The sequence below is a fragment of the Nocardia brasiliensis NBRC 14402 genome (genome assembly GCF_000308475.2).
In the GTDB taxonomy this organism is placed as follows: domain Bacteria; phylum Actinomycetota; class Actinomycetes; order Mycobacteriales; family Mycobacteriaceae; genus Nocardia; species Nocardia brasiliensis.
The window spans coordinates 201,136-227,291 of sequence record NZ_BAFT02000016.1 but is presented as its reverse complement, the minus strand read 5'-3'; the positions used below and the strand labels follow the sequence as shown (position 1 = coordinate 227,291).

The 26,156-nt window shown below is 68.9% G+C and carries 26 protein-coding genes and 1 riboswitch; of the genes, 9 read left to right on the top strand and 17 right to left on the bottom strand.

Features of this window, described 5'->3' with window-relative positions:
• Positions 1 to 3 precede the first annotated feature (3 nt).
• Together TY25_RS03975 and TY25_RS03970 are read left to right on the top strand one after the other, a co-directional pair.
• Positions 4 to 702 (top strand): response regulator transcription factor, encoded by a 699-nt coding sequence (locus TY25_RS03975; protein WP_042254134.1) that lies wholly within the window; start codon positions 4 to 6, stop codon positions 700 to 702.
• Positions 695 to 1,720 (top strand): sensor histidine kinase, encoded by a 1,026-nt coding sequence (locus TY25_RS03970; RefSeq protein ID WP_042254132.1) that lies wholly within the window; start codon positions 695 to 697, stop codon positions 1,718 to 1,720. The genes TY25_RS03975 and TY25_RS03970 overlap by 8 nt, the downstream gene beginning before the upstream one ends.
• 4 nt (positions 1,721 to 1,724) lie before the next feature.
• On the opposite strand, the gene TY25_RS03965 is transcribed toward TY25_RS03970, so the two are convergent.
• A complete protein-coding gene (locus TY25_RS03965; RefSeq protein ID WP_042254130.1) occupies positions 1,725 to 2,792 on the bottom strand; it encodes an NAD-dependent epimerase/dehydratase family protein in 1,068 nt (355 codons plus the stop codon).
• 179 nt (positions 2,793 to 2,971) lie between these two features.
• On the opposite strand from TY25_RS03965, the gene TY25_RS03960 reads away from it, so the two are divergent.
• The gene (locus TY25_RS03960) at positions 2,972 to 3,199 is read left to right on the top strand and encodes a helix-hairpin-helix domain-containing protein (RefSeq protein WP_042254234.1); all 228 of its coding nucleotides are present in this window, start codon (positions 2,972 to 2,974) and stop codon (positions 3,197 to 3,199) included.
• A gap of 25 nt (positions 3,200 to 3,224) precedes the next feature.
• Here TY25_RS03960 and TY25_RS03955 read toward each other — a convergent pair whose 3' ends face one another.
• Positions 3,225 to 4,313 carry a winged helix DNA-binding domain-containing protein gene (locus TY25_RS03955; protein WP_042254129.1) on the bottom strand — a complete coding sequence of 363 codons (1,089 nt, stop codon included), beginning with the start codon at positions 4,311 to 4,313 and terminating at the stop codon, positions 3,225 to 3,227.
• 74 nt (positions 4,314 to 4,387) lie between these two features.
• Here TY25_RS03955 and TY25_RS03950 point away from each other — a divergent pair, with 74 nt between their 5' ends.
• Positions 4,388 to 4,675: a hypothetical protein gene (locus TY25_RS03950; RefSeq protein WP_041564618.1), complete on the top strand. Its 288-nt coding sequence runs from the start codon at positions 4,388 to 4,390 to the stop codon at positions 4,673 to 4,675.
• Between the two features lie 40 nt (positions 4,676 to 4,715).
• Here the strand turns inward: TY25_RS03950 and TY25_RS03945 are convergent, their stop codons facing one another.
• From TY25_RS03945 to TY25_RS03910, 8 genes are all read right to left on the bottom strand, one after another.
• Positions 4,716 to 5,147, bottom strand: coding sequence for a carboxymuconolactone decarboxylase family protein (locus tag TY25_RS03945; protein WP_014987099.1), 432 nt, complete (start codon positions 5,145 to 5,147; stop codon positions 4,716 to 4,718).
• 105 nt (positions 5,148 to 5,252) lie between these two features.
• A complete protein-coding gene (locus TY25_RS03940) occupies positions 5,253 to 6,314 on the bottom strand; it encodes a PHP domain-containing protein (RefSeq protein WP_042254128.1) in 1,062 nt (353 codons plus the stop codon).
• Positions 6,315 to 6,319: 5 nt separating this feature from the next.
• Positions 6,320 to 6,901, bottom strand: coding sequence for a dihydrofolate reductase family protein (locus tag TY25_RS03935; protein WP_014987102.1), 582 nt, complete (start codon positions 6,899 to 6,901; stop codon positions 6,320 to 6,322).
• Positions 6,902 to 6,961: 60 nt separating this feature from the next.
• Positions 6,962 to 7,822: a bifunctional DNA-formamidopyrimidine glycosylase/DNA-(apurinic or apyrimidinic site) lyase gene (gene mutM / locus TY25_RS03930; RefSeq protein ID WP_042254127.1), complete on the bottom strand. Its 861-nt coding sequence runs from the start codon at positions 7,820 to 7,822 to the stop codon at positions 6,962 to 6,964.
• Between the two features lie 2 nt (positions 7,823 to 7,824).
• Positions 7,825 to 8,538 carry a ribonuclease III gene (rnc, locus tag TY25_RS03925; protein WP_014987104.1) on the bottom strand — a complete coding sequence of 238 codons (714 nt, stop codon included), beginning with the start codon at positions 8,536 to 8,538 and terminating at the stop codon, positions 7,825 to 7,827.
• 22 nt (positions 8,539 to 8,560) lie between these two features.
• Positions 8,561 to 8,743 carry a 50S ribosomal protein L32 gene (rpmF, locus tag TY25_RS03920; protein WP_014987105.1) on the bottom strand — a complete coding sequence of 61 codons (183 nt, stop codon included), beginning with the start codon at positions 8,741 to 8,743 and terminating at the stop codon, positions 8,561 to 8,563.
• A 2-nt stretch (positions 8,744 to 8,745) separates the two neighbouring features.
• Positions 8,746 to 9,414: a YceD family protein gene (locus tag TY25_RS03915; protein ID WP_042254126.1), complete on the bottom strand. Its 669-nt coding sequence runs from the start codon at positions 9,412 to 9,414 to the stop codon at positions 8,746 to 8,748.
• 191 nt (positions 9,415 to 9,605) lie between these two features.
• Positions 9,606 to 10,352 carry a DivIVA domain-containing protein gene (locus tag TY25_RS03910; protein ID WP_042254125.1) on the bottom strand — a complete coding sequence of 249 codons (747 nt, stop codon included), beginning with the start codon at positions 10,350 to 10,352 and terminating at the stop codon, positions 9,606 to 9,608.
• Positions 10,353 to 10,715: 363 nt separating this feature from the next.
• On the opposite strand from TY25_RS03910, the gene TY25_RS03905 reads away from it, so the two are divergent.
• Positions 10,716 to 11,234 carry a GtrA family protein gene (locus TY25_RS03905; RefSeq protein ID WP_014987108.1) on the top strand — a complete coding sequence of 173 codons (519 nt, stop codon included), beginning with the start codon at positions 10,716 to 10,718 and terminating at the stop codon, positions 11,232 to 11,234.
• A gap of 57 nt (positions 11,235 to 11,291) precedes the next feature.
• Here TY25_RS03905 and TY25_RS03900 read toward each other — a convergent pair whose 3' ends face one another.
• The 4 genes from TY25_RS03900 to TY25_RS03885 all read right to left on the bottom strand — a co-directional run bounded on the left by TY25_RS03900 (position 11,292) and on the right by TY25_RS03885 (position 16,295).
• The gene (locus TY25_RS03900; protein WP_042254124.1) at positions 11,292 to 11,738 is read right to left on the bottom strand and encodes a hypothetical protein; all 447 of its coding nucleotides are present in this window, start codon (positions 11,736 to 11,738) and stop codon (positions 11,292 to 11,294) included.
• A gap of 56 nt (positions 11,739 to 11,794) precedes the next feature.
• Positions 11,795 to 12,280, bottom strand: a complete 486-nt coding sequence (coaD, locus tag TY25_RS03895) for a pantetheine-phosphate adenylyltransferase (RefSeq protein ID WP_042254122.1) — start codon at positions 12,278 to 12,280, stop codon at positions 11,795 to 11,797.
• Between the two features lie 62 nt (positions 12,281 to 12,342).
• Positions 12,343 to 12,894 carry a 16S rRNA (guanine(966)-N(2))-methyltransferase RsmD gene (rsmD, locus tag TY25_RS03890; protein WP_042254120.1) on the bottom strand — a complete coding sequence of 184 codons (552 nt, stop codon included), beginning with the start codon at positions 12,892 to 12,894 and terminating at the stop codon, positions 12,343 to 12,345.
• Positions 12,891 to 16,295: a pyruvate carboxylase gene (locus TY25_RS03885; protein WP_042254118.1), complete on the bottom strand. Its 3,405-nt coding sequence runs from the start codon at positions 16,293 to 16,295 to the stop codon at positions 12,891 to 12,893. Before TY25_RS03885 ends, rsmD begins: the two co-directional genes overlap by 4 nt.
• Positions 16,296 to 16,703: 408 nt before the next feature.
• A riboswitch (cobalamin riboswitch) is annotated at positions 16,704 to 16,879 on the top strand.
• A 164-nt stretch (positions 16,880 to 17,043) separates the two neighbouring features.
• Between TY25_RS03885 and metE the strand changes: the two genes are divergently transcribed.
• Positions 17,044 to 19,314, top strand: a complete 2,271-nt coding sequence (metE, locus tag TY25_RS03880) for a 5-methyltetrahydropteroyltriglutamate--homocysteine S-methyltransferase (protein ID WP_042254230.1) — start codon at positions 17,044 to 17,046, stop codon at positions 19,312 to 19,314.
• Positions 19,315 to 19,394: 80 nt separating this feature from the next.
• On the opposite strand, the gene TY25_RS03875 is transcribed toward metE, so the two are convergent.
• Positions 19,395 to 19,766, bottom strand: coding sequence for a nuclear transport factor 2 family protein (locus TY25_RS03875; RefSeq protein WP_042254117.1), 372 nt, complete (start codon positions 19,764 to 19,766; stop codon positions 19,395 to 19,397).
• A 160-nt stretch (positions 19,767 to 19,926) separates the two neighbouring features.
• Here TY25_RS03875 and TY25_RS41435 point away from each other — a divergent pair, with 160 nt between their 5' ends.
• The 3 genes from TY25_RS41435 to TY25_RS03865 all read left to right on the top strand — a co-directional run bounded on the left by TY25_RS41435 (position 19,927) and on the right by TY25_RS03865 (position 22,096).
• Positions 19,927 to 20,103 carry a DUF1737 domain-containing protein gene (locus TY25_RS41435; RefSeq protein WP_081868649.1) on the top strand — a complete coding sequence of 59 codons (177 nt, stop codon included), beginning with the start codon at positions 19,927 to 19,929 and terminating at the stop codon, positions 20,101 to 20,103.
• 118 nt (positions 20,104 to 20,221) lie between these two features.
• Entirely contained in the window at positions 20,222 to 21,643 is a 1,422-nt protein-coding gene (locus TY25_RS03870; RefSeq protein ID WP_174484629.1) for a short-chain fatty acyl-CoA regulator family protein, read from the top strand.
• A gap of 57 nt (positions 21,644 to 21,700) precedes the next feature.
• On the top strand, positions 21,701 to 22,096 hold the full coding sequence (locus tag TY25_RS03865) for a nuclear transport factor 2 family protein (protein WP_042254114.1): 396 nt from the start codon (positions 21,701 to 21,703) through the stop codon (positions 22,094 to 22,096).
• Between the two features lies 1 nt (position 22,097).
• On the opposite strand, the gene recG is transcribed toward TY25_RS03865, so the two are convergent.
• Together recG and TY25_RS03855 are read right to left on the bottom strand one after the other, a co-directional pair.
• A complete protein-coding gene (gene recG / locus TY25_RS03860) occupies positions 22,098 to 24,383 on the bottom strand; it encodes an ATP-dependent DNA helicase RecG (protein WP_042254113.1) in 2,286 nt (761 codons plus the stop codon).
• Positions 24,384 to 26,030, bottom strand: coding sequence for a DAK2 domain-containing protein (locus tag TY25_RS03855; RefSeq protein ID WP_042254112.1), 1,647 nt, complete (start codon positions 26,028 to 26,030; stop codon positions 24,384 to 24,386).
• Between the last annotated feature and the right edge of the window lie 126 nt (positions 26,031 to 26,156).

The window sequence follows — 26,156 nt, the reverse complement described above, 5'->3', positions numbered from 1 at the left end:
GGCATGACGATTCTGATCGCCGACGACGATCCCGTCGTCCGGGACGTGGTCCGCCGCTATCTCGAGCGCGACGGCCATACGGTACGCGAAACCGCGGACGGCACAACCACTTCGGCGGCGCTGGCGAATCCGGACGAGGTGATCGAGCTGGCCGTGCTCGACGTGATGATGCCCGCGCCGGACGGCATCGAGATCTGCCGCAGCATCCGCTCGGGCCCGCGACCGGACATGCCGGTCATCCTGCTCACCGCCCTCGGCGACGAGGACGACCGGGTACTCGGCCTGGAGGCGGGCGCCGACGACTACGTCACCAAGCCGTTCAGCCCACGGGAACTCGCGCTGCGCGTCGCCTCGGTGCTGCGGCGCTCGCAGGTGGTGCGCGACAGCGACCATCCGGTGCTGCGCGACGGCGCCGTGGAGATCCGCCCGGCGGTCCGGCTCGTCCTCGTCGCCGGGGCGCCCGTGGATCTGACGCCGCGCGAGTTCGACCTGCTCGTCTTCCTGCTGCAGCATCCGCAGCAGGTGTTCAGCCGGGAAGCCTTGCTCGCCAAGGTGTGGGGCTGGGATTTCGGCGACCTGTCCACGGTCACCGTGCACATCAAACGGCTGCGCGCCAAACTCGGCGACAGCCATCGCATCGAAACCGTGTGGGGCCGCGGTTACGCGTGGGCGCGCACCGGCAACGGAGCCGTCGATGCCTGAGGACACCACCCAGCTCGTCATCTATTCGCTGGCCTGCTCGCTGCCGGTGGTCCTGGTCGGCGCGATCATCCTGCGCACCACCAGGAATCGGTCGGTGACCACGAGCATGGCGGTGCTGGTGCTGATTCCGACGCTGGCCACCCTCGCGGGCGTGATCGGGGTCAGCGGGCTGATGTTCACCCAGGAGCTACAGCGCACCGCGGTGGTGCTCGGCATCGTCGCGGCGGTCACCGTCCCCGCCGCGATCCTGCTCGGGCGCGAGCAGGCCCGAAAGATGGTCTGGGAGAAGCAGATCCTCGAACAGGAGCGCGCGGCCGAGCAGTCCCGCCGCGAGCTGGTCGCCTGGGTGAGCCATGACCTGCGGACTCCGCTGGCGGGCATTCGCGCGATGGCCGAAGCGCTCTCCGACGGTGTCGTCAGCGGACAGGCCGACGTGGCGACCTACGCCGAGCAGATCGGCGTCGAGACGAATCGGCTCTCCCGCATGGTCGACGACCTGTTCGAGATGTCGAAGATCAACGCGGGCGCGCTGCGCCTCGAGCTGGAGCCGGTGGATCTGCGGGAACTGATCGACGAGGTACTCGCCGCGAACCGGCCGACCGCGGCCCGCGCCCAGGTCGAACTCCGTGCGGAACAACCGGATTCGCGCATCGTCGTCACCGCGAACGATCAGGCGCTCGGCCGGGTGCTGACCAACCTGGTGTCCAATGCCATCGCGCATACGCCGCCCGGCGGCGAGGTCGCCCTCTCGGCGGGCACCGCCGACGGTCAGGCGTGGGCACGGGTCGACGACACCGGGCCGGGGATCGCCGAGGCGGACCTGCCGCGCATTTTCGAGGTCGCCTATCGCGGCACCGCCGCGCGCTCCCCGGTCGCCGCCGACGGCGTACCCACCGGCAGCGGCATGGGTTTGGCGATCGCGGCCGGTCTGGTCGAGGCGCACCAGGGCCGCATCACCGCCGAGAACCGGCCCGGCGGCAGCCGTTTCGAGGTACGGCTGCCGCTGTCGGGGAACTGACCGCTCACAGGGTCGGTGCGCACATCCCCGCGCTGTCGCGCAGCGGGGCGAACGCGAACTCGGTGAGACCGGCCACCGGATCCACCTGTGCGACGAAACCCAGGACGCGCCTGGCCTGTTCGGGATCGGCGACGATATGCCGCACGTCGCCGGCCCGATAGCGGCCCGTCACCACCGGGTCCGGGCCGCCGCGCGCCGCGGCCAAGGTCTGCGCCACCTCGCCGATGGTGATCGGGTGGCCGGAAGAGACATTGAGCGCGACGAAGCCGGACAGCGGCTGCTCGACGGCCGCGAGGTTCGCCGCGGCGATATCGGTGACGTGCACGAAATCCCTTGCCTGCCGGCCGTCCTCGAAGACCTGCGGCGACTGCCCGGCCTCGAGCGACGACCGGAAGATCGCGGCGACCCCGGAATACGGTGTGTCCCTGGGCATATCGGCACCGTATACATTGTGATAACGCAGTGCGGTCACCGTCGATCCGGTCACCGCCGCCCACGCGGCGGCGTAGTTCTCTTGCGCGAGTTTGCTTGCCGCGTACAGGCTGCGCGGCCGCAGCGGCGCGTCCTCGCGGACCGTTTCCCAGCCGAGGACCTCGCCGGTCGCCGGACAGCGGTGCTCGAACATCCCCGCCGCGAGATCCGCCGGGCGGCGGACGCCGACCTGCACCGGCCCGCACCGCGCGCCGCGGTAGTGCCCCTCGCCGTACACGACCATCGACGACGCGAGCACCAGCCTGCGGCACCCGGCCCGATCCATCGCCGCCAGCAGGACCGCCGTGCCGAAGTCGTTGTGACTCGCGTAGGCGGGCGCATCCTGGGCGCTCACGCCGGCACCGACCACCGCGGCCTGATGGCAGACGACGTCGACGTCGTGCAGCAGCGCATCGAGGGCCTCCCCGTCCCGGACATCCACCTGCCGGACGCCCTCGGGCACCGCGGCGGCCGGCCCGTGCGCCGCCGGGATCATCAGGTCGACCGAGACCACCTCGTGCCCGGCGGCGGCCAGCGCGTGACGGATATGCGCACCGATGAATCCGGCCGCGCCGGTCAGCAACACCCGCATGCCGGTCACGCCGGATCTCCTGGCCGTGCAATTCGTGTCATGGACCGATCGTGCCTGGTGAACGCGCCGCGGCGGGTGCTCCACGCCGCACCGTCAGACTTTCGTCATGCCTCGATCGCCCGGCACCGTGTCGGTGGGTGTTGCTAGCGTGCGCCTATCCGAGGAATCACAACGCACGGGAGGTCGTGATGGCGGAGCAAACGTCGGCGGCAGAGTTTCCGCACCGGATGGGCAAGGTCGCCAACCGCGAGCTGGCCGCGCACGGGTACACCCGCTACGACCAGCTCACCGCGGTGACGGCGAAGGACCTGCTGCGCATCCACGGCGTCGGCCCGAAGGCGATCCGAATCCTCGAAGAGGAACTGGCCCTGCGCGGCCTGCACTTCGCCGACCAGGCCGCGCCCTTGCCCGAGTAGTCCCACCCGGCTCCGCGCCCTCGGGTCAGCCCTCGATGATGATCTTTCCGTCCTGACCGGAGGCGACGAATCCGAGCAGGCGCTCGGCCTCGGCGCGCAGGGCGGACTCGTCGGCTGCAGACAGCGGGTGCCAGGGCGTGACCCGAATGGTGCTGTCCTCCAACGCCCATCGGCCGTGCACGAAACCGTCGACCAGGTACATCGGCACCCCGCCGGAGGCCTCCTTGGCGATCCGTTGCCGATCCTCCTCGCTGATGATCCGGCGCCGGTCCTTGTGCCCGAGCAGCGCGTTGTCGAAGGCGGGCAGGAAGCGCACGGGCATCGGCAGGCCCGGATCGGCCAGCGGCGCGTCGGGCAGGTCGAACAGCACGCGATGCTGGTCGTCGGTGAAAACCCGCAGGCTCGAACGCATCTCGTCCACCACCTCGGCGAGCTTGGTCACCCCCGCCCACGCCTGCATATCGGCCACCGTGGCGGGACCGAACGCCGCCAGGTACCGCAGGATCAAGGTCTGCGCGTGCGGCTCGGTCGACATCGGCACCCCGATCCACTCGTCGGCGAGCGCGACCGTCACCGACCGGTTGCGCCATTTGCCCCAGGCCCCGGTCACCGGGCTGTGCACCATCGGCACCAGCAGTTCCGCCGCCTCGGCGAGCCTGCGCGCGTGCCGATCCGGGAAGCGTTCGGCGAGCAGGCGGCCCAGCTCGGTGCGCGACAGGATCTGGCCGGACAGCAATTCCCTTCCCGCGACGGCGAGTTCGGCGAGATCCATACCCTCGATCTCGTCGCGGTAGTACGGCGCCTGCAACGCGGCGTGCACGATCGGGCGCACCGTGGGGCGCAGCCAGCGGAAGTCGTCCACGTCGGCCAGGTGCACAGTGCGGCGGATCATGGTGGACCGCACCAGTTTTCGTTCTCGCAGTAAGGCAGCCAGATCGTCGTGCCGGAAATCGGTAAGCCGGGACCACAGGCCCACATAGGGCCAATTGGGTTCCTGCCCTTGAACCGCGACGAGATGCCGGACGAGCTCCAACGGTGTCATCGCGACCCGCTGTGCCAGCATCTGACGCACCAGCAGGGTTCGGTTCAGCTCACGCAGCGATAGTTCCGTCATGCCTGCCATCTTCGCCGATGGCACCGACACATCGGGCCGATTCCGGCGGGCATACGTATACGTACAATGTGTTCATGTTCGATCCCATCACCCTGGCCGTCGGCGCCGGGATCGCCGGCGTCGGCTGGGCGATCGGGCGCTACGGCCACCGCGCGGCGTTCGGCAAGACGAAGAGCGCCGCGCAGTGCGGCTGCGGCCACGATCTGTCGGTGCACGATCCGAATGGTGAGTGCCACACCGAGTTACGCCGTTCCGTCGCGCCTTCGGTGTGGGAGTGGGTGCAGTGCCCGTGCCGCCGCTACACCGGCCCGCTACCGGTCGAGGACTACTTCTCCCGGCCGTTCCTGCCGCCGAAAGAGTGAACCGTGCGTGGGCACCGGCCCGGCGCCCACGCACGGCGCCTCAGCCGACCTCGGGCTGCATCCGCAGCGGGACCCCGATCCGGTTCCACAGGTTGATCATCGCGGTGACCGCGACCAGCCCGGCCCGCGCGCCCTCGTCGAAATGTTTCTCGACCTCGGCCCAGATCTCGTCGCTCACACCGTGTTCGCCGAGTTTCGTGACCGCCTCCGCGTAGGCGAGGGCGGCCCGCTCGGTGTCGTCGTAGAGCGCGGACTCGCGCCAGGCGTCGAGCTGGTAGATCCGCTTCTCGGTCTCCCCCGCCAGGCGCGCATCGGTGGTGTGCAGGTCGATGCAGTACACGCAGCCGTTGATCTGGGACGCGCGAATCTTCACCAGCTCGCGCACCACCGGATTCAGCGGACCGCGCCGGATCGCCTTCTCCGCCTCGAACCACGCCTTGTAGTACTCGGGGGCGACCTCTGCGAGCTTCATCCGTGCCACGGTGACGTCCTTTCCTCGATGTCCTCGTACAACAGATGGACGAGACAGCGGCCGCGAGTGTGACGCGTTCCCGCACAATTCACGATCCGGCGGCCATCAAACTTCGGCGGTCGCCGTCCAGGCCAGCAGCTCGGCCAGCGGCCAGGTGTTGATCACGCGTTCGGCCGGAACATCATTGGCCACCGCGCGTTCGCAGCCGTAGCCCTGCCAATCCAGCTGACCGGGCGCGTGCGCGTCGGTATCGATGGCGAACAGGCAATCCATCTCGAGCGCCAGCCGCATCAAACGCGAAGGGGGATCGCGTCGTTCGGGCCTGCTGTTGATCTCGACGGCGGTGCCGAACTTGCGGCACGCCTCGAACACCACCTCGGCGTCGAAGCTCGACTCCGGCCGGGTGCCGCGACCACCGGTGACCAGCCTGCCCGTGCAATGCCCGAGCACGTCCACATTGGGATTGGCGACCGCGTAGACCATCCGCTTGGTCATCGTCGCGCTGTCCGCGCGCAGGTGCGAATGCACGCTCGCCACCACGATATCGAGTTCGGCGAGCAGATCGGCCTGCTGATCCAGGGTGCCGTCGTCGAGGATGTCCACCTCGATGCCGGTCAGGATGCGGAACGGCGCCATCCGCTCGTTCAGTTCGGCGACGACGTCCAACTGCTTGCGCAACCGGCTCGCGGACAGGCCGTTCGCCACGGTCAGCCGGGGCGAATGATCGGTCAGCGCACAGTATTCGTGCCCGAGCGCGGCGGCGACGCCCATCATCTCCGCGATCGGGCTGCCACCGTCGGACCAATCCGAATGGGTGTGCAGATCGCCGCGCAGGCGGGTGCGCAGCGCCTTACCGGGCGCGCCGATCGGCTTCGCGGCGTTGCGCTGATCGATCAGATACTGCGGCAGCACGCCGGCCGACGCCTGTTCGATCACCGCCGCGGTTTTCGGGCCGATCCCGGGGATCTCCCGCCAGCTGTGCGCCGCCTGGTGTGCCGCGCGTTCCGCCGCGGACAGTCCCGCCACGATATCGGCGGCCTTGCGGTAGGCCTTCACCCGATAGGTCTCGGCCCGCGCGCGTTCCAGCCAGAAGCCGATTTCGCGCAGCACCTCGACCGGGCCCGGCGTCGCCGCCGGGCCGGTCGCGCTCGAATCGTCTTCCGCCACCGCGGTTAACGAATCCTGCTGTACTTCATGAACGCCACTCCGTCCTCGAAGACACGGCTGGTGATCACCCGGAACCGGGCCGCGTCGGGCAGCCGTGGACCGGTGCCGAACAGCGACCGGCCGTGCCCGAGCAGTACCGGGTACAACTTGAGGAAGATCTGATCGATCTCCGGCAGCAACACCTGGGCGAGTTCACCGCCGCCGCACAACCAGATGCCCAGTCCGGGTTCGCGCTTGAGCTCGCGCACCTTCGCCAGCGGATCCGCGGCGATCAACTCGACGTCCGGGTCGGGATCCTCTGGCAGCGTCGTCGACACCACGTACTGTTTCAGATGCGAATACGGGCTCGACGTACCCGTGCGCACGCCGAAATCGTGCGTCTTGCGACCCATCAGCACGGTGTCGAAATAGCGGTTGCGCTTATCGATGCCGAGCGACTCGCGCACCTTGGTCGGCAGCGTCTCGGGGTACTGCGCGGTGATCGCAGGGCCGTGGTCGCCGCCGACCGGGAAGAAATCGACCGACCCGTCATCGGTGGCGATGAATCCGTCGATGGTCGACGCTACGTAGTACGTGAGCTTGCGCATATGTCCTTCCTCCACGGCCCCGACACCCGGACCGCCTACAAGAAAGGTAGCTCGTGCTCCCTAACGAGGGCGAGGCTTCGTCTGGCACCGCGGGCAAGAATAGGAGGAACGATTCATGAACTTCTCCCGCTGGATCGCGGCCCCGCAGCGGCGGCACGGCTCGTCCTCGCGCCCGTACACGGCGAGGGAACGCTCGAAATAGCCGGACTGTCCGTTGACGTTCACATACAGCGCGTCGAACGAGGTGCCACCCGCGGCGAGCGCCTCCCCCATCACCGCGCCGACATCGGCGAGCAGGCCGCGCAGCACGGGGCGGGACAGGCCGGAAGCGAGGCGGGTGCCGTGCAGCTTTGCGCGCCACAGGGATTCGTCGGCGTAGATGTTGCCGATGCCGGAGATCACGCTCTGATCGAGCAGCACACGTTTGATCTCGGTCTGTTTGGCGCGGATCGCGCGCACCACGGACTCGACGTCGAAGCGCGGGTCCAGCGGGTCACGGGCGATGTGCGCGACCGGTTCCGGCACGAGCGTGCCGTCCACCTCGACCAGCGGCGCGAGCGCCCAGCCGCCGAAGGTGCGCTGATCGACGAACCGCAATTGGGTGCCGTCGTGCAGGGTGGCCCGGATGTGCGCGTGCTTCTCCAGCGGCGCGTCGGCGGGTTGCACCAGCATCTGCCCGCTCATCCCCAGGTGCACGACCAGGGACGTGTCCGGCTCGTCGAAGGTGAGCCAGAGGAATTTGCCCCGCCGCTCGGCGGACTGGACCTTCAGTCCGGCCAGCCGTGCGGCGAGATCGGCGGCGCCTTCGAGATGACGGCGCACCGAGCGGGGATGGGTGATCGCGACCGAGTCGATGACCCGGCCGACCACGTGTTCGGCGATACCGCGCCGGACGACCTCGACCTCGGGAAGTTCGGGCACGGTCAGGCTTCGGCGGTCAGCGCCTGGTAGGCGGTGCCCGCGGCCTTCTGCTCGGCTTCCTTCTTCGATCGGCCGACGCCCTGGCCGTAGGCCTGGCCGCCGATCATCGTGGTCGCGGTGAATTCCTTGTCGTGATCGGGACCGGTCGAGGTGATCTCGTAGCTGGGCACGCCGAGACCGCGCTCCGCGGTGAGCTCCTGCAGGCTCGTCTTCCAGTCGAGCCCGGCTCCCATGCGGGGACCGCGCTCGAGCAGGTCGGCGAACAGGCGCAACACCACCGCGCGCGCGACATCGATGCCGTGCTCCAGGTGCACCGCACCGAGCAGCGACTCCATCCCGTCGGCGAGGATGCTCGGCTTGTCCCGGCCGCCGGTGAGCTCTTCGCCCTTGCCGAGCAGCAGGTGCGCACCGAGACCACCCGCGCCGAGCTGACGAGCCACCTCGGCGAGCGCGTGCATGTTCACCACGCTCGCGCGCAGCTTCGCCAGCTCACCCTCGGACTTGTCCGGGTGCTCGTGATACAGCCGCTCGGTGATGCTCAGTCCGAGGACGGAATCGCCGAGGAACTCCAGGCGCTCGTTGGTCGGCAGCCCGCCGTTCTCGTATGCGTAGGACCGGTGCGTCAGCGCCAGGCGCAGCAACTCCGGCTGCACCTCGACGCCGAGCGCCGCGAGCAGGCTCGCGTGCGCACCGGACGAGTCTGGTTCATCAGTCACGTCGATACGACAGGTCGAACTGTCAGACAGCAGCGGTGACCTGGCGACCCTTGTAGGTGCCGCAGGACGGGCACGCGATGTGCGGCAGGGTCTTCTCACCGCAGGCGCGGTTCGGGCAGGTGATCAGGGTCGGCGCGGTGGCCTTCCACTGGCTGCGCCGCGACCTGGTGTTGGAACGGGACATCCGGCGCTTGGGAACGGCCACGACTACTTCTCCTCTGTCCTATTGCTTACCATATCGGCTGAGTGGTCTGTTGCTGTGGCCGCACCCGGTTCGGGGCTGCCGTTACCGGGCGATTCGGTGGCGAACTTCGCCAGCCCGGCCCAGCGAGGGTCAAGTATCTCATGCGAGTGCGCAGAACCCGCAATCGCCATCCGTACGCCGCATTCCGCGCATAGTCCGGCACAGTCCGGGGTGCACAGCGGCTGCAGCGGCAGTTCCAGCCCGATCGCGTCGATGATCACCGGTTCGAGGTCGATGGTGTCGTCCACCATGCGGTAGACCTCGTCGTCGTCGGTGGTCTGCTCGGTGGTGCTGTCCGGGTAGGCGAACAGCTCGGTGAGGTGCAGATCGATGTGATCGGTGAACGGTTCGAGGCAGCGCGAGCACTCGCCTTCGATGGGCGCGTGCACCGCTCCGGTCACCAGCACACCCTCGGACACCGCCTGCAACTGCAGATCGAGCTCCACCTGCGCACCCACCGGGACGCCGATCAGGTCGAGGCCGATCCGCGCGGTGGTATCGAAGCTGCGCTGCAGTTCACGCATCGTCCCCGGCCGGCGGCCGAGGCTGCGCACGTCCAGCACGAAAGCCGCGTCCGGCTCCCGGCGCGAGGCCGAGCGCGGACGCGAGGCAGAACCGGAACCGGCGGGCATCACGAACTCACTTCACAATCGGGGGGAATGGGCAACCACTCAACGGTACGCGAGCAGCGGCGTCCGCCCAAATCGGCGCAGGTCGATTTTCGCGCGCGTTCTTCCACATCCCGCGCGCGTGTCGTTCGCAAAACATGCGCGCGCGGCACCAAGACGTGCGCGGCAGCAGCTCGACTCAGGCACTGCCTGCGCTAGCGGCGATATTCGCCGGCGTAGTCGGGGGCGCCCGCGCCGGAGCGCAGCTGATGGCGGCCGCGGCCGACCGTGCGCAAGGTATTGGAGAGGGTTTCCTCGAAGTCGGCGAGTTTCGAGTCGACGTAGTGGTCGCATTCCTCGCGCATCGCGTCGGCGTCGGCGTGCGCCGCATCGATCACCCGCGCGGATTCGGCGTGCGCGGCCCGCACCACCTCGGTCTGCGAGACGAGCCGGTCCCGCTCCGCTTCCCCGTCGGCCACCGAGCGATCGTAAGAAGCCTTGCCCGCCTCGATCATTCGCTCCGACTCCACCCGGGCCCGGTTGGTGACGGCCTCGAATTCGGCGTTGCCGTCGGCGATCACGCGATCGGCCTCGGCCTGTGCGGTGTTGACCAGATGGTCGGCGTGCGCGCTGGCCTCGGCCACCATCCGGTCGGCGTGCGCCTTCGCGTCGGCGAGGATGCGGTCGGCTTCTTCCCGAGCCGAGCCGATGGTGTGCGCGGCCTGCTCGTTGGCACTGGTCACCGTCACGTCGGCGGCCGAGCGGGCGTCGGACACGATCTTGTCCCGGATGTCGAGCACATCCTGGGCGTCGTCCAGTTCGCCCGGCAACGCGTCGCGCACGTCGTCGAGCAATTCGAGCACGTCGCCGCGCGGCACGATGCAGCTGCGGGTCGGCGGGATGCCACGCGCCTCCTCGACGATGGCGACCAGCTCGTCGAGTGCTTCGAATACGCGGTACATGCTGACTACCCCACTCTCCTACGACTCACGGCGAACTCTCCGCCGAGCCCCAGTGTGCCCCTCGTCACGGCTTGTGCCGAGTCACCTTCCGGTGTGTCGTGCCAGTGTCTCGCACGCCACATAAATCAAGTGGAGGATAAGCCTCCACTTCGTGGTACCTTCGATAGGAAGATCGACAAGGTCTTCGGCTTAGCGCGCAGCCCCCACCGGGACCTGCGGGATGGAGGAAGCCAGAGAGCAAGGGACACACCGGTCCGCCCGTTGTCGACAGGTTTTGTGCGAAACCTGCCGAGAGCCCGGCGGGAAGGAAGCGATCACCGTCGCTGTTGTCCCACTCGAAGGCCCTGTTCGATCGGAAAGACCATGACAGTTCTGGATCTGGAGCGACCGGCGGGAGCAAACGCGACCAGCTTGTTCCTGCCGTGGGTCGGCCCGTACCCGGTGCTACCCGCAGCACCCGTCGCGGCGCGATTCGAGCAGCTGATCACCTACCTGCGCGGCGACCGCGCGTTCGCCCAGCTCATCCGCTTCGCCCTGGTCGGCGGCTCCAGCAATATCGCCTACGTCCTGCTGTTCTTCGCGATGCACGGCATCGGTCCGCTGATCGCCAACGTGGTCGGCTCGATCGTCAGCACCGTCATCGCCAACGAACTGCACCGCCAGCTCACCTTCCACGCCCGCGGTCGCGTCGGCTGGTTCACCGCCCAGTGGGAAGGCGGCGGCTTGGCCCTCGTCGGCCTCGCCATCACCACTGCGGGCCTGGCCGCCCTCGACGTCTGGGCCCCCAGCATCGGCGGCCCCGCCGAGGCCACCGCCATCCTCGCCATCACCGCAGCAGTAGGCGGCATGCGCTTCCTGGCCCTGCGCGGCCTGGTCTTCTGAACCATCACCGCAGCCCACGAATCAGCCCCGGCGCCGAACTCGACCCGGGGCTGATTCCTATCCAGAGTTACGAAGGGCCTCGCGAACCGCCTCCGTCACCGAACCCAGGGCAGCCGTGATCTCGTCCGCGTCGTAGCCGGTGCGATAACGCGCCTCCTTGGGCCCCAACAGTTCCCAGGTAGCGGCAAGAAGAGCCGGCCACAGCTCGAACACAGGCCGAGGAACATGCCGCACAACTTCGCCGTCCAACCTGAGCACCCGCTCCGGCACTTCGGCCTCGTCGACTGTTCGATCCCCCGCAACGATCCTGACCCGAGCCGTCGATGCCACCTCTCGCGGAATCGACTTCACGAGCTCGTACAAGAGCGTATCGATCTCCCAAGTCCAACCATGTCCGACCATCGCCGCCCGGTTCACGTCCCCCATTTGACGTGTCAGCTGCCTGATGAGCTCGAAATCCGTCCCCATTATGACGAACTCGGCTCCAGCAGAATCCGAACCCATTCGATCTTTGTCCGTATCAGCGCGGTGACTTTGTGCGACGGAGGCGGCGGGTTCGATCAGCTTTTGCGGTCGGCGAGGCGGGCTAGGAGGCGTTTGTGGACTGAGGGGGGGAGCATGTCTACTACGTCGCCGCCGAAGGCTGCTACTTCTTTGACGAGGGAGCTGGAGAGGTAGCCGAAGGCGGGGTTGGTGGCTATGAAGAAGGTTTCTACGCCGGAAAGCTTTTTGTTCATCTGCGCCATTTGCAGTTCGTAACCGAAGTCGGTGGCGTCGCGCAGGCCCTTCACGATCGCGGTGACGTTCTGCTCCTTGGCGAAATCGACCAGCAGCCCGTACCAGGACTCCACCCGGACGTTGGGCAGGTGCGCGGTCGACTCGCGCAGCATCTCCATGCGCTCGTCGACGCTGAACATGCCCTGCTTGTTCTTGTTGATCATGACGGTGACAACGACCTCGTCGAACTGGGCCGCGGCCCGGGTGAAGACGTCGATGTGTCCGTTGGTCACGGGGTCGAAGGACCCGGGGCACAGTGCTCCAGCCATGGTCAGACGCTATCGTGTCGACCCGCCCCACACCACAGTGGGTGCGCCAGGCCACACCGGGACTATTCGAACGTCGCCAGCTCGATCCGCGTTTCCCCGTATTTGCGCGGCTTCAGCGCGGAATACCCTGCGGGCCAGACGATCTCCGGTGACCGGATGGATCGCTCCACCACCACCAAGGCGTCCGGGCGCAGCCAGCCTCGGGTCAGCGCGCGCAGATCCGCGAGCACCGCGTCGGTCTCGACCGCATACGGCGGATCGGAGAACACCAGGTCGAATTCGCCCGCACCGCCCAGCGCCAGCACCGACGAGACCGTGCCGAGACGTAGCTCCGCCCCGGGCAGCCCGAGGTCGGCGATATTGCCGCGCACGATCGCCGCGGCCTTGCGATCGGATTCGACCAGCAACGCGTGCGCGGCACCGCGCGAGAGCGCCTCCAACCCGAGCGCACCCGACCCCGCGTACAGGTCGAGCACTCGGGCACCGTCGAAGTCGATCCGGGCGTCGAGCGCGCTGAACAGCGCCTCGCGCACCCGATCAGAGGTCGGGCGGGTACCGGCGGGCGGCACCCGCAGGCGCCGCCCACCCGCCGTTCCGGCGACGATCCGCGTCATTCGGCCGCGGACTCGCGCAACGCCAGCTCGATCAGCAGATCGCCACCCTCGACCTGCTGCACCTGGCCGATCGCGACCCGGCCGACGGTGCCCGCGCGCGGCGCGGTGATCGCCGCCTCCATCTTCATTGCCTCGATGGTGCCGATGGTGTCGCCGGCCGCGATCGAATCACCTTCGGACACAGCCAATGTCACGACGCCGGCGAACGGGGCGGCGATGTGGCTCGCGTTGCCCTTGTCCGCCTTCTCCGCGGCCGGGATCTCGCTGGCGATGGACCGGTCCCGGACCGCGACCGGGCGCAGCTGCCCGTTGAGGATGCACATGACCGTGCGCATGCCGCGCTCGTCGGGTTCGGAGATGGCTTCGAGGCCGATCAGCAGCGTGACGCCCTTCTCCAGCTGCACGCGGTGTTCCTCACCGTGGCGCAGACCGTAGAAGAACTGGTTCGCCGAGAGCCCCATGGTGTCGCCGTACTTCTCCCGGTGTGCGAGGAATTCGGCGGTGGGCGCGGGGAACAGCAGCCGGTTGAGGGTGGCCCGGCGCTCCTCGGAGCTGCCCGCCAGTCCGGCCTCGTCCGCCGCGGTGAGCGGGGTTTCGGGCTTGGCCGGGCCGCGGCCTGCCAGCGCGCGGCTGCGGAACGGTTCCGGCCAGCCACCCGCCGGGGTGCCGAGTTCGCCACGCAGGAAACCGATCACGGAATCGGGGATGTCGAAGCGACCGGGGTCGGCGGCGAAATCTTCGATGTCCACGCCGGTGCCGACCAGGGACAGGGCCAGGTCGCCGACTACCTTCGACGACGGCGTCACCTTCACCAAGCGGCCCAGCAGCCGGTCGGCCGCCGCGTATTTGGCTTCCACCTCTTCGAACCGGTCGCCGAGGCCGAGCGCGATGGCCTGCTGACGCAGGTTCGACAGCTGACCCCCGGGGATCTCGTGGGTGTACACCCGGCCGGTCGGGGCCGGCAGCCCGGATTCGAACGGCGCGTACACCTTTCGCAGCGCCTCCCAGTACGGCTCGAGATCGCACACGTTCTGCAGGTTCAGCCCGGTGTCGCGTTCGCTGTGCGCCGCGGCCGCGACGATCGCGGAAAGTGCGGGCTGACTGGTGGTTCCGGCCATCGCGGCGCTGGCGCCGTCGACCGCGTCGGCGCCGGCCTGCCAGGCGGCGAGGTACGTGGCCAGCTGACCGCCGGGAGTGTCGTGTGTGTGCACGTGCACCGGCAGATCGAAGTTGCTCCGCAGGGCCTTGACCAGAGTCGCCGCGGCGGGAGCGCGCAGCAGTCCGGCCATATCCTTGATCGCCAGCACGTGCGCGCCCGCGTCCACGATCTGCTCGGCCAGTTTCAGGTAATAGTCCAGGGTGTACAGGGTTTCGTCCGGGTTGGACAGATCACCGGTGTAGCTCAGCGCGACTTCGGCTATGGCCGTGCCGGTTTCGCGCACCGCGTCGATCGCCGGGCGCATCTGGTCGACGTTGTTGAGCGCGTCGAAGATGCGGAAGATGTCGATGCCGGTCGCGGTCGCCTCGGCGACGAACGAGCGGGTCACCTGCTCCGGGTAGGGCGTGTAGCCGACCGTGTTGCGCCCGCGCAACAGCATCTGCAGACAGATATTGGGCACCGCTTCGCGCAGCAGGGCCAGGCGTTCCCACGGGTCCTCGTACAGGAACCGCAGCGCCACATCGTAAGTCGCGCCGCCCCACGCCTCGATGGACAGCAGCTCCGGCGTCAACCGCGCGACATGCCCGGCGACGCCGAGCAGACCGTTGGTGCGCACCCGGGTGGCGAGCAGGGACTGATGCGCGTCCCGGAAGGTCGTGTCGGTGACGCCGACGGCCGCCTGCGCGCGCAGATCCCGCGCGAAACCCTCAGGGCCCAAACGCAACAGCCGCTGCCGCGAGCCGTCCGGCGGGGGCACGGACAGGTCGATGGCGGGCAGTTTGTCGTGCGGGTAGACCGTCGTCGGCCGTTCACCGTGCGGCTTGTTCACGGTGATATCGGCCAGATAGTTGAGAATCTTGGTGCCGCGGTCGGCCGAGCCGCGCAGCGTCAGCAGTTGCGGCCGCTCATCGATGAACGAGGTGGTGACCCGGCCCGCCTTGAAGTCCGGATCGTCGAGCACCGCCTGCAGGAACGGAATGTTGGTGGTGACGCCGCGGATGCGGAACTCGGCCAGCGCCCGCCCGGCCCGCGCGACCGCGGCCGGGAAGTCGCGACCGCGGCAGGTGAGCTTCACCAGCATCGAGTCGAAGTAGGCGCCGATCTCCGCGCCGAGGTTGGCGCCGCCGTCGAGCCGGATGCCCGCGCCGCCCGGCGTGCGGTACGCGGTGATGCGGCCGGTGTCCGGGCGGAAGCCGTTGGCCGGGTCCTCGGTGGTGATCCGGCACTGCAGCGCCGCGCCGCGGATGGTGACCTTGTCCTGGCTCAGGCCGAGATCCGCGAGTGTCTCGCCCGCCGCGATGCGCAGCTGCGACTGCACCAGGTCGACGTCGGTGATCTCCTCGGTGACCGTGTGCTCGACCTGGATGCGGGGGTTCATCTCGATGAAGACGTGATTGCCTCGCTCGTCGAGCAGGAACTCGACGGTGCCCGCGCAGCTGTAGCCGATCTCCTTCGCGAAGGCCACCGCGTCGGCGCAGATGCGGTCGCGCAGTGCGGGATCCAGGTTCGGGGCCGGCGCGAGTTCGATCACCTTCTGGTGCCTGCGCTGCACCGAACAGTCGCGCTCGAACAGGTGCATCACGTTGCCGTGCTGGTCGGCCAGGATCTGTACCTCGATGTGGCGGGGGTTCACCACCGCCTGCTCGAGGAACACCGTCGGGTCGCCGAAGGCCGATTCGGCCTCGCGCGAGGCCGCCTCGATCGACTCGCGCAGCAGCGCGGGCTCGGCGACCCGGCGCATGCCCCGCCCGCCGCCACCGGCGACCGCCTTGACGAAGATCGGGTACTCCAGCTCCTGCGCGGCCGCGAGCAGTTCGTCCACGTCCGCACTCGGCGCGCTGGAACGCAGCACCGGCAGGCCCGCGGCCTTGGCGGCGGCGATGGCGCGCGCCTTGTTGCCCGCGAGCTCGAGCACCTCGGCAGAGGGGCCGATGAAGGTGATGCCCTCGCGCGCGCACGCCGCCGCGAGGTCCGGATTCTCGGACAGGAAGCCGTAGCCGGGGTACACCGCGTCGGCGCCCGCCGACTTCGCCGCGTCGATGATCGCGTCGATCGAGAGATAGGCCCGGACCGGGTGCCCTTGCTCACCGATCTGGTAGGACTCGGCCGCCTTCATCCGATGGACCGAGTTGCGGTCCTCGTACGGGAAGACGGCTACCGTCCCCACGCCGAGTTCGTAGGCCGCACGGAAGGCCCTGATGGCGATCTCGCCGCGGTTGGCGACCAAGACTTTCGTGAACATTGGCCTAAGGTACCCGGCTGAGCGCATCTCACAGACACTGATGCGGCCTTCGCAGGGATCTTCACAACGGCACCCGGCAACGCTGCGAAGTTGCGTTCACCGCGCCGTCACAGACTCGGCTCGCTTCGAACTATGCCCGATAGGGGTTCCGGTGCCGCAACCCACGCGGCACTGACCGACAGCGAGACCGACCCTCAGCCCGCGTTCTTCGGCGACCAGGACCCGGGTGAACGGCACCCGCACGATCGGCGACAACACCGTCCGCAGCCGGGTCTCCGGCAGTCCGTTGTCGGTACTCCCTGGTGACGCGCCCGCGCACACCACCGCGGGCGGCCCGCCTATGCTGGTACGTGCAGCTGGTTCACCGATGCGCGCGAGATGGAGCCCCGCCGACGCGCACGGAGCCGAGTTCGGCCACCCGCGAACGGGCGGTCGGGCGAGAGGGAACCCGGTGGGAATCCGGGACTGTCCCGCAGCGGTAAACAGGAACGAATGCCGTCACCAGCACTGGGTACCCCAACCCGGGAAGCGACGGTTAGTAGGTCGGCCGACAACGGCCGGTGCCTGTGAGTCCGAAGACCTGCCAGCCGTGCCGGGTACGCCGTATCCGGCGACCACCGCCTCGTGGATTTGGGCGTGCGGTTGCACCAGTGCTGAAGTGTCGGGCTCCCTTCGTGGTTCGCCGGCTCGTCAGCCGGTGGCCGCGCCGCCCGTATGGCGATGGTCCACGACTCAGCACTGGAGAGACATCGTGACTGTTGTACATCAGACACCGTTCACCGCAACGGTTCTCGGGCTACCACGGGTGGGACCGCGACGTGAACTCAAGCGGGCCACCGAGTCCTACTGGGCAGGCAAGATCGACGCCGATCGGCTGCACGCCGTCGCGCGCGAGCTGCGGCACGCCCAGCTCGCCGAACTCCAAGCGGCAGGCCTGGATTCGATCCCCGTCGGCACCTTCTCGTATTACGACCAGGTGCTCGACACGGCCGTACTGCTCGGCGCGCTGCCGCCGCGGGTCGCCGGCATCGCCGACCCGCTGGATCGGTACTTCGCGGCCGCGCGCGGCAACGAAACCATCGAACCCCTGGAGATGACCAAGTGGTTCGACACCAACTACCACTACCTGGTGCCGGAAATCGGCGCGGACACCGTGTTCTCGCTGCACCCGGAGAAGCTGCTGGCCGAAGTGCGCGAGGCACTGGACCTGGGCGTCGCGGCCCGGCCGGTGGTGATCGGTCCGGTCACCTTCCTGAAGCTGGCCAAGGCCACCGGCGGCGCGGCGCTGGACCGGCTCGCCGAACTCGTGCCGCTCTATCGCGACCTGCTCGCACAGCTCGCCGCGGCCGGCCTGGGCTGGGTGCAGCTCGATGAGCCGATCCTGGTCACCGATCTCACCGCGGCCGAAATCGAGCTGGTGCGTAGCACTTACGCCGAACTCACCGCGACCGCGCAACGTCCCGCCATCCTGGTGGCGACCTACTTCGGTCATCCCGACGCCGCGCTGACCGCGCTCGCGAGCACCGACGTCGAGGGCATCGCGCTCGACTTCACCTCCGGCACCGACGTTTCCGACGTCGCGGCGGTACCCGCGCTCGCGAGCAAGCTGCTCGTCGCGGGCGTGGTGGACGGGCGCAACGTGTGGCGCGCGGACCTCGACAAGTCGCTGGCCACCCTGGGCACCCTGCTGGGCTCGGCTGGGTCGGTGGCGGTTTCGACGTCGAGCTCGCTGCTGCACGTGCCCTACACGCTGGCCGTCGAGACCGGACTGGACGACGCGCTGCGGTCGTGGCTGGCGTTCGGCACCGAGAAAGTCGCCGAGGTGCGGCTGCTCGCGACCGGCTTGACCCAGGGCCCGGAGGCGATCAGCGCCGAACTGGCCGACACCCGCGCGGCACTGGCCTCGCGGCACGCCGACCCGCGACTGAACGACGCACAGGTCCGGGCCCGGCTGGCCGCGCTCGGCCCGGACGCCGTCACCCGCGCGCCCGCCGAGGAACGCCGTGTGCTGCAACAGGATCGGCTGCAGTTGCCGCCGCTGCCGACCACCACGATCGGCTCCTACCCGCAGACCTCGGCGATCCGGGTGGCCCGGGCCGAGCTGCGCAAGGGCGAGATCGACCAGGACGAGTACGTCCGCCGGATGCGGGCCGAAGTCGCCGATGTCATTGCGCTGCAAGAACAGCTGGGCCTGGACGTGCTGGTGCACGGCGAGCCGGAGCGCAACGACATGGTGCAGTACTTCGCCGAACAGCTCGACGGCTTCGCGGCCACCGAGCTGGGCTGGGTGCAGTCCTACGGCACCCGCTGCGTGCGGCCGCCGATCCTGTTCGGCGATGTGGCGCGCCGCACGCCGATGACCGTCGACTGGATCAGCTACGCGCAATCGCTCACCGACAAGCCGGTCAAGGGCATGCTCACCGGTCCGGTGACCATCCTGGCCTGGTCGTTCGTCCGTGACGACCAGCCGCTCGGGGATTCGGCGCGTCAGGTGGCGCTGGCCATCCGGGACGAGACGGTGGACCTGCAGAGTGCGGGCATCCGGATCATCCAGGTCGACGAGCCCGCCCTGCGCGAACTGCTGCCGTTGCGCGAAACGGATCAGCAGGCCTACCTCGACTGGTCGGTGCAGTCGTTCCGGCTGGCGACCTCGGGCGTCTCCGACGCCACCCAGGTGCACACGCACCTGTGCTATTCGGAGTTCGGCGAGGTGATCGACGCGATCGCCGGACTGGACGCCGACGTGACCTCGATCGAGGCGGCACGCTCCCGGATGGAGGTGCTCGACGATCTCAACGCGGCGGGCTTCGATCTCGGGGTGGGCCCGGGTGTCTACGACATCCACTCGCCGCGGGTGCCCAGTGTCGAGGAGATCACCACCTCGTTGCGGGCCGCGCTGAAAGCTGTTCCCGCCGAACGGCTCTGGGTCAACCCGGATTGCGGATTGAAGACCCGCGGCCAGGCCGAGGTGGCGGCGTCACTGCGCAACATGGTCGCCGCCGCGGCCGCCGTGCGCTGAGCACCGCGATCACACACTGAAAAGCGCAGCGCCTCCTCCCTGTTCAGGGAGGAGGCGCTGCGCCCGGGGCTGCTCGCCGGTCAGAGGTCGAAAGCCTTGTTGATGGCACCCATGTCGAAATAGTCGCGCCAGGCGGTGATCGCGCCGTCGGCTACTTCGAAGACGCCGGTCACCGGGAGTGGAATCGCTCGGTCGGCGGTGCGCAGGGTGTCGGTGCGCTCGTTCATGACCAGATTGCCCGCCGCGACCTGATGGTGGATGTCGAAATCGACGCCCTGGAAAGTGGTCAGGAATCCGGCGAGGAAGTCGCGGATCGCGGCCCGGCCGACCACCGGCTCCATCGGAATGTTGTGGTAGACGGCGTCTTCGGCGAAGAAGGACGCGATGCGGTCCGGATCGGGGTCCGACCAGCTACGGCACATGGCACGGACGAGTTCATCGGGGCTCGGCATCGACTTTGCTCACTTTCGTTCGGAGACGGCACGCGTCGCGCACCCTCCGATTCAACCAAGCAAATGCTCGGTTCGGAACCCCGGCGCCCACTGGCCGGACCCCAGTCTCGGTGTCGCACACGGATATCGACTTGTCCGTGGCACCGCCTAGGCTGACCGGATGACCGATCAACCCCTGCGCTACCGATTGATCACCGGCGTCGACGACGCGACGTTCTGCGAACGGATCAGCGCCCTGCTCGACCAGGGCTACCACCTGCACGGCTCACCCGCGGTGACCTTCAACGGCGCCGACGTGATCGCGGCCCAGGCCCTTATCTGGGGTGGCGAGCAGTAGCCTCTTCGCACGCTACGCAGCTGGCATCTCGGACAAAACACCTCGCAGTGACATATTTTCACAACGAACAAGCGTGGATATGCGATGTTTGCGAAGGCGTGGGGCTACCATCTTGCACGTGCGGAAGATGTACGCGGGTGCGCGGCTGCGGCGGTTGCGCGAGGAACGCCGGCTCACCCAGGCGGCGCTCGCGAAATCGCTGGATCTCTCCCCCAGTTATCTCAACCAGCTCGAACGCGACCAGCGCCCGCTCACCATCCCGGTGCTGCTGAAACTCAACTCCACCTTCGACCTGGACGTGCAGTTCTTCGCGGCGGACTCCGACGCCCGGCTCGTCTCGGATCTGCACGAGGTGCTGATCGAGGCCGCAGGCGGGCACACCGCGCCGCTCACCGAGGTGGAGGAGCTGGCGACCAGACAGCCCGACGTCGCGCGCATCGTCGTCGCGATGCACCGGCGGCTGCGCGCCGCCACCGACCAGCTGGACCTGCTCTCCGCCCGGGTGGACACGCCCGCCGGCACGCCCGGCGTGCCCATGCCCTACGAGGACGTGCGGGACTTCTTCTACGACCACCACAACCACATCCCGCAGCTGGACATCGCCGCCGAGCAGCTCTTCGAACAGTCCGGGCTGACCATCGGCTCGCTCGATCGCCAGCTCGCCAGGGTCGCCGAGGAACGCGCCGGGGTCACGGTGCTGGTCCGCGGCGACGGCGCCGATCCCACCATCCCGAAACGCCACTACGATCCCGAGACCCGCACGCTGACCCTGGCGCGGCGCCTGCGGCCCGGCCAGCGCGCCTTCCAGATCGCGACCACCCTCGCCCTGCTGCTGTACAGCACCGAACTGGACGGGGTGCTCGCCGAAACCCCATCGCTCACCGGCGAATCCCGCACGCTCGCCCGCATCGGACTGGCCAACTATTTCGCGGGCGCACTGGTGCTGCCCTACGGCCGTTTTCTGCGCTCGGCCGAGGAGCTGCACTACGACATCGACCTGCTCGGCCTGCGTTTCGAGGTCGGCTTCGAGACCATCTGCCACCGGCTCAGCACCCTGCAACGGCAGGGTCAGCGGGGCGTGCCGTTCTTCTTCGTCCGCACCGACCGGGCGGGAAACATCTCGAAACGGCAGTCCGCCACCGCTTTTCACTTCTCCCGGGTCGGCGGTAGCTGTCCGCTGTGGGTGGTGCACGAGGCGTTCGCCTATCCGGGCCGCATCCTGACCCAGATCGCCGAGATGCCGGACGGCAGGCGCTATCTGTGGATCGCCCGCACCGCGATGACCGCGCCGCAGGGATTCGGTACCGCGACAAAGAATTTCGCGATCGGGCTGGGCTGCGATATCGAATACGCCGACCGCCTGGTGTACTCCTCGGGACTGCAACTCGACGACCCGGCGACAGCCGTGCCGATCGGTGCGGGCTGCAAGGTATGCGAACGCCCCGCCTGCGCCCAGCGCGCCTTCCCGAACATCGGCAGCCCCCTGGCCGTCGACGAGAACACCAGCACCGACCTCCCCTACCCCCGCGTCGGGCAGTGACACGGGACGTTCCATTCGTCCAAGCCACCCGCTCGCGCGGAGCCTACCGTTGCGCCCATGGCTACCACACCCACTACCGGCGCACTGCACGATCGGCTCGTGCCGCTGCTCGACGCCTGGATGGCGGCCATCGTCGCCGACGACGCGGCACGGATCGCCGAATTCATGACCGACGACTGGACGATGGTCTCCGAGAACGGGATCACCAGCGCCCAGGACTTCCTGGGGTTCATCGCGTCCGGCGTGCTCACCCATTCAGCGATGCAGCGGGTGGGCGACCCGGTGATCCAGTGCCACGGCACGGTCGCGGTATTGACGGTCCGAGTCACCAATACCGCGCACTACCAAGGCAAACGGTTCGACGCCGACGAGTGGACGACGGACGTCTACGTCGAAACCGCCCAGGGCTGGCGCTGCTCGCTCAGTCATATCACCGGGGTCGCGACGGCCTAGTTCACGACTTGGCCAGGTACTCCAGGCGTTCGGAGTCGACGGCGGCGTGCATCATGCCTGCCAGACCAGGATGCTTACGCAGCCCGGGGTCGGCTTCGACCACCTCGCGCGCGAGTTCCTGTGCGGCGGTGATGACTTCGAGATCGTCGAGCAGCGAGAGCAGTTTCAGGGAGCGGGCCGTCCCGGACTGGGCCGCGCCGAGCACATCGCCTTCGCGCCGGGTACGCAGGTCGAGCACCGCCAACTCGAAGCCGTCGGTGGTGCTCGCGACCGCGTCCAGCCGCGCCATCGCCGAGCCCCCCGGCGCGGAATCGGTGATCAGCAAGCACAATCCGGCATGCTTACCGCGACCGATACGGCCGCGCAGCTGGTGTAGCTGACTGACGCCGAAACGGTCCGCGTCGACGATCACCATCACGGTCGCGTTCGGCACGTCGACGCCGACCTCGACGACCGTCGTGCAGACGAGCACATCGACCGACCCGTCGTTGAACGCGCGCATCACCTGGTCTTTTTCGTCCGCGGGCAGCCTGCCGTGCAGCAGGCCGACCCGGACCCGGGACAGCGGTCCGGCCCGCAACTGATCGAACACGTCGAGCGCGGCCGCGGTGGTGGGGCCTTCCTTCTCGGCGTCCTTGGCTTTGGCCTTGCCGTTCTTCGACTTACCGGCGGCCTCTTCGTCGTCGCCGATCCGCGAGCACACCACGTAGGCCTGCCGACCGGCGTCGACCTCCTCCAGGATCCGCTCCCACGCGCGGTCGACCCAGTTCGGATGTTGCCTGCGCGGTACGACCTTGGACGTGATCGGCGAGCGGCCGCGCGGCAACTCGGTCAGCGTCGAGGTCTCCAGGTCGCCGAGGGTGGTCATCGCGATGGTGCGCGGAATCGGCGTCGCGGTCATCACCAGCAGGTGCGGGCTGGCTCCGGCTTTCGCTTTGGCCCGCAACGCATCCCGCTGTTCGACACCGAAGCGGTGCTGCTCGTCGACCACCACCATGCCCAGGTCGAAGAACTCGACGTTGTCCTGGATGAGCGCGTGCGTGCCGATCACGATGCCCGCCTCCCCGGTCACTGCCTCCAGCAGCGCCGCCTTCTTCGCCGAGGACGACATCGAGCCGGTGACCAGCACCACCTTGGTCGCGTGCTCGGCCGCGCCTAGTTCGCCGCCGCTGCCGAGATCGCCGAGCATCCCGCGCATCGACCGATAGTGCTGGGCGGCAAGGACTTCCGTCGGCGCGAGCAAGGCGCACTGCTGCCCCGCGTCGACGATCTGCAACATCGCGTTCAGCGCGACGATCGTCTTACCGGAACCCACCTCGCCCTGCAGCAGCCGGTGCATCGGCTGGCTGCGGGACATGTCCGCGGAGATCTCCGCGATCACCTGCTGCTGACCGGCGGTCAACTCGAAGGGCAGCCGGGTCTGGAACTCGGCGGCGATGCCGTCCGGCCGCGGCGGGCACGGGCGCGCGGACCGGCCGGACACCTCGTGCCTGCGCTCGGCGAGCACCAGTTGCAGCGCCAGCGCCTCGTCGAACCGCAGACGCTCTCTGGCCTGGTCGATATCGGTCTTACGCTCCGGCAGGTGGATCAGGCGCAGGGCGTCGGAGATCTTCATCAGCGAGCGATCGGCCCGGATGTCGTCGGGCACCGGATCGTCGATCGGGTCCAACTGGTCGAGCACCTGCCGGATACACGCGAGCACGTCCCAGCTCTGCACCTTCGCCGTGGCCGGATACACCGGAATGAACTCGCGCTCCATGAACGAGGTGTCCACGCCCTCGGCGCCTTTCGCGCTCTGCGCCAGCCCGCGCAGGTTGCCGCCGCCGCGCACGGTGGTGAGCGAGCCGACCTTCTCTTCGTCGTCGGCCTCGGGCAGGATGAGGTAGCCGGGGTGGCTCAGGTTCCACTGGCCGGGCCGCCAGTAGGTGACGGTGCCCGACATCATCGCCCGAAGACCTTCTTTGACAACGTATTTCACCTTGTCACCGTTGAAGAAGGTGACGTCGACACCGCGACCGGTGCCGGAACCGGTGTCCAGCACCACCTTCAGCAGCGAACCGCGCCGGTTGCGCATCGGGCGCAGCTCGGCCTTGGTGATCCGGCCGATCACGGTGATGTGCGCGCCCTCCTCCGGCGCCTCCTCGGTGAGCGGTTGCCCCTGGGTGGCGTAGCGCAGCGGATAGTGCCGGAGCAGGTCCTCCACCGTGTGCATATCGAAGGCGTCGACCAGGGAACCGGCCGCCTTCACACCGAGAATATGGTCGAGCCGATCGCTCAGGGTCGCCATCTACTCCACTCCGATCTGCACCAGATCCCCATGCTGCCCACCGGAATACACGGTGACCTCCACGCCGGGAAACCTCTCACCGATATGTGCGGCCAGCGCGTCGGCGAGGCCGTCCGGCGCCGCCGCGCCCATGAGCAACGTGACGAGCTCGCCGCCGAAGGCGAGCATCCGGTCGAGCAGCGTCAGTCCGGCCGCCCGCACGTCGTGGTCGATCACGACGACATCGTGGCCGACCAGCCCGAGTCCGTCGCCCGCCGAGCAGGTGCCGACCATGGTCAGCGCCCGCTCCGCGGCGGCCCGCAGCGCCCCCCAGCGCGTGGTCGCGGCCGCCTCCGACATGGCGAAGGCGTCGTCGACGGCGATCCGGCCGCGGTCGTGCACCGCCAGCGCCGCGAGCCCCTGCACCACCGACGCGCTCGGCAGCAGCAGCACGTCGCGGTGCGCGTCGCGGGCGGCGACACCGACCGCGAGCAGGTCGTGCGCGGGCAGTGCGCCGTTGGGCAGCACCAGGACTTCCCGATTCGGCATCGCGCGGATCGCGTCGAGCAGGGCGGCCGCGGTCACCGGGCCGTCGCCGTCCAAAACCACCGCCCCCGCGTCCTCGAACAGGGCGGCCGCGCCGTCGCCCGCGGCCACGGCGAGGATGCCGCGATCGGCGGGCCCCTCGGGGACGGGCAGCTCGTCACCGCTGACGAGCTGCTCGGCGGCGTCGTGCAGCGGCTCGTGCCGGGCCAGGGCGAAGCTCTCGATCCGGATACCGCTGAGCCGCCCCGCGACGAGCCCCGCCTCCACCGCCGCGCCGGCGTCGGCGCAGTGCACGTGCGCGGACCAGGAGCCCTGCCCGTCACCGACCACCACCACCGAATCCCCCAGCTCGGTGAGCCGGGCGCGCAGTGTCGCCAGCCGTGCCTCGTCGGTGTCGCTCAGCAGGTACATCACTTCGTATTGCGGTGTGGGCGAGGTTGTTTCGGACGGCTCGGGTTCGGGCTGGGTCATGCCGGGTTCCCTCGGGGTGTACTCGGGCCGGGACGGGACCTCGCCGAGCGTCACCGAAACCAGGCTGTCCAGCAGCACCACCAGACCGCGTGCGCCCGCGTCGACCACCCCGGCATCGCGCAGTACACCGAGCTGCGACGGCGTTTCGCCCAGCGCCTTGGCCGCGCCGTCGGCCGCCGCCAGGGCGACCTCGGCGAGCGTGCTCTCGGCGTCCCCGGCCGCGCTGGCGGCGGCACAGTCGAGCACGGTGAGAATGGTGCCTTCGATCGGCACGCTCAGCGCCGCACGGACCAGCACGGCCGCGCGCCGCAACGCCTCGCGCAGCGTCGCCGCGGTCAGCGGCCCCTCGCGGACGGCTTCGGCGATCCCGCGCAGCACCTGGGACAGGATGATGCCGGAATTGCCGCGGGCGCCGATCGTCGCGCCGCGCGCCATGGCGGCGGCGACCTCGTGCGCCGTCACCTCGCGCGCGCTCGACGGGGCCGCTATCGCCTCGGCGGCCGCCATCGCCGCGCGCATCGTCGCGAGCAGGTTCGTGCCGGTGTCGGCGTCCGGTATCGGGAAGACGTTGAGTGCGTTGATCTCCGCACGCCGATGCGCGAGGCCGTCGAGGCAGGTTCGACCCCAGCGCAGCAGCGCCGTGCCGTCCATCACATCCCGCACTCCGGGCACCGTCACCCCTCTCCCTCCGCCACTCGTGTCCGGCGCGCGGCACGCCGCCGGGCCCGCGCTCACGCCGCAGACGCCGCTCGCCAGGTTAGCGGGCGATACCGACAC

Coding starts and splice junctions, on each gene's coding strand:
- TY25_RS03975 (WP_042254134.1), top strand. CDS start 4: ATGACGATTCTGATCGCCGACGACGATCCCGTCGTCCGGGACGTGGTC.
- TY25_RS03970 (WP_042254132.1), top strand. CDS start 695: ATGCCTGAGGACACCACCCAGCTCGTCATCTATTCGCTGGCCTGCTCG.
- TY25_RS03960 (WP_042254234.1), top strand. CDS start 2,972: ATGGCGGAGCAAACGTCGGCGGCAGAGTTTCCGCACCGGATGGGCAAG.
- TY25_RS03955 (WP_042254129.1), bottom strand. CDS start 4,313: ATGACGGAACTATCGCTGCGTGAGCTGAACCGAACCCTGCTGGTGCGT.
- TY25_RS03950 (WP_041564618.1), top strand. CDS start 4,388: ATGTTCGATCCCATCACCCTGGCCGTCGGCGCCGGGATCGCCGGCGTC.
- TY25_RS03945 (WP_014987099.1), bottom strand. CDS start 5,147: ATGAAGCTCGCAGAGGTCGCCCCCGAGTACTACAAGGCGTGGTTCGAG.
- TY25_RS03935 (WP_014987102.1), bottom strand. CDS start 6,901: ATGCGCAAGCTCACGTACTACGTAGCGTCGACCATCGACGGATTCATC.
- TY25_RS03915 (WP_042254126.1), bottom strand. CDS start 9,414: ATGCCCGCCGGTTCCGGTTCTGCCTCGCGTCCGCGCTCGGCCTCGCGC.
- TY25_RS03910 (WP_042254125.1), bottom strand. CDS start 10,352: ATGTACCGCGTATTCGAAGCACTCGACGAGCTGGTCGCCATCGTCGAG.
- TY25_RS03905 (WP_014987108.1), top strand. CDS start 10,716: ATGACAGTTCTGGATCTGGAGCGACCGGCGGGAGCAAACGCGACCAGC.
- TY25_RS03900 (WP_042254124.1), bottom strand. CDS start 11,738: ATGGGTTCGGATTCTGCTGGAGCCGAGTTCGTCATAATGGGGACGGAT.
- coaD (WP_042254122.1), bottom strand. CDS start 12,280: ATGGCTGGAGCACTGTGCCCCGGGTCCTTCGACCCCGTGACCAACGGA.
- rsmD (WP_042254120.1), bottom strand. CDS start 12,894: ATGACGCGGATCGTCGCCGGAACGGCGGGTGGGCGGCGCCTGCGGGTG.
- TY25_RS03885 (WP_042254118.1), bottom strand. CDS start 16,295: ATGTTCACGAAAGTCTTGGTCGCCAACCGCGGCGAGATCGCCATCAGG.
- TY25_RS03875 (WP_042254117.1), bottom strand. CDS start 19,766: ATGCCGAGCCCCGATGAACTCGTCCGTGCCATGTGCCGTAGCTGGTCG.
- TY25_RS41435 (WP_081868649.1), top strand. CDS start 19,927: ATGACCGATCAACCCCTGCGCTACCGATTGATCACCGGCGTCGACGAC.
- TY25_RS03865 (WP_042254114.1), top strand. CDS start 21,701: ATGGCTACCACACCCACTACCGGCGCACTGCACGATCGGCTCGTGCCG.
- recG (WP_042254113.1), bottom strand. CDS start 24,383: ATGGCGACCCTGAGCGATCGGCTCGACCATATTCTCGGTGTGAAGGCG.
- TY25_RS03855 (WP_042254112.1), bottom strand. CDS start 26,030: ATGGACGGCACGGCGCTGCTGCGCTGGGGTCGAACCTGCCTCGACGGC.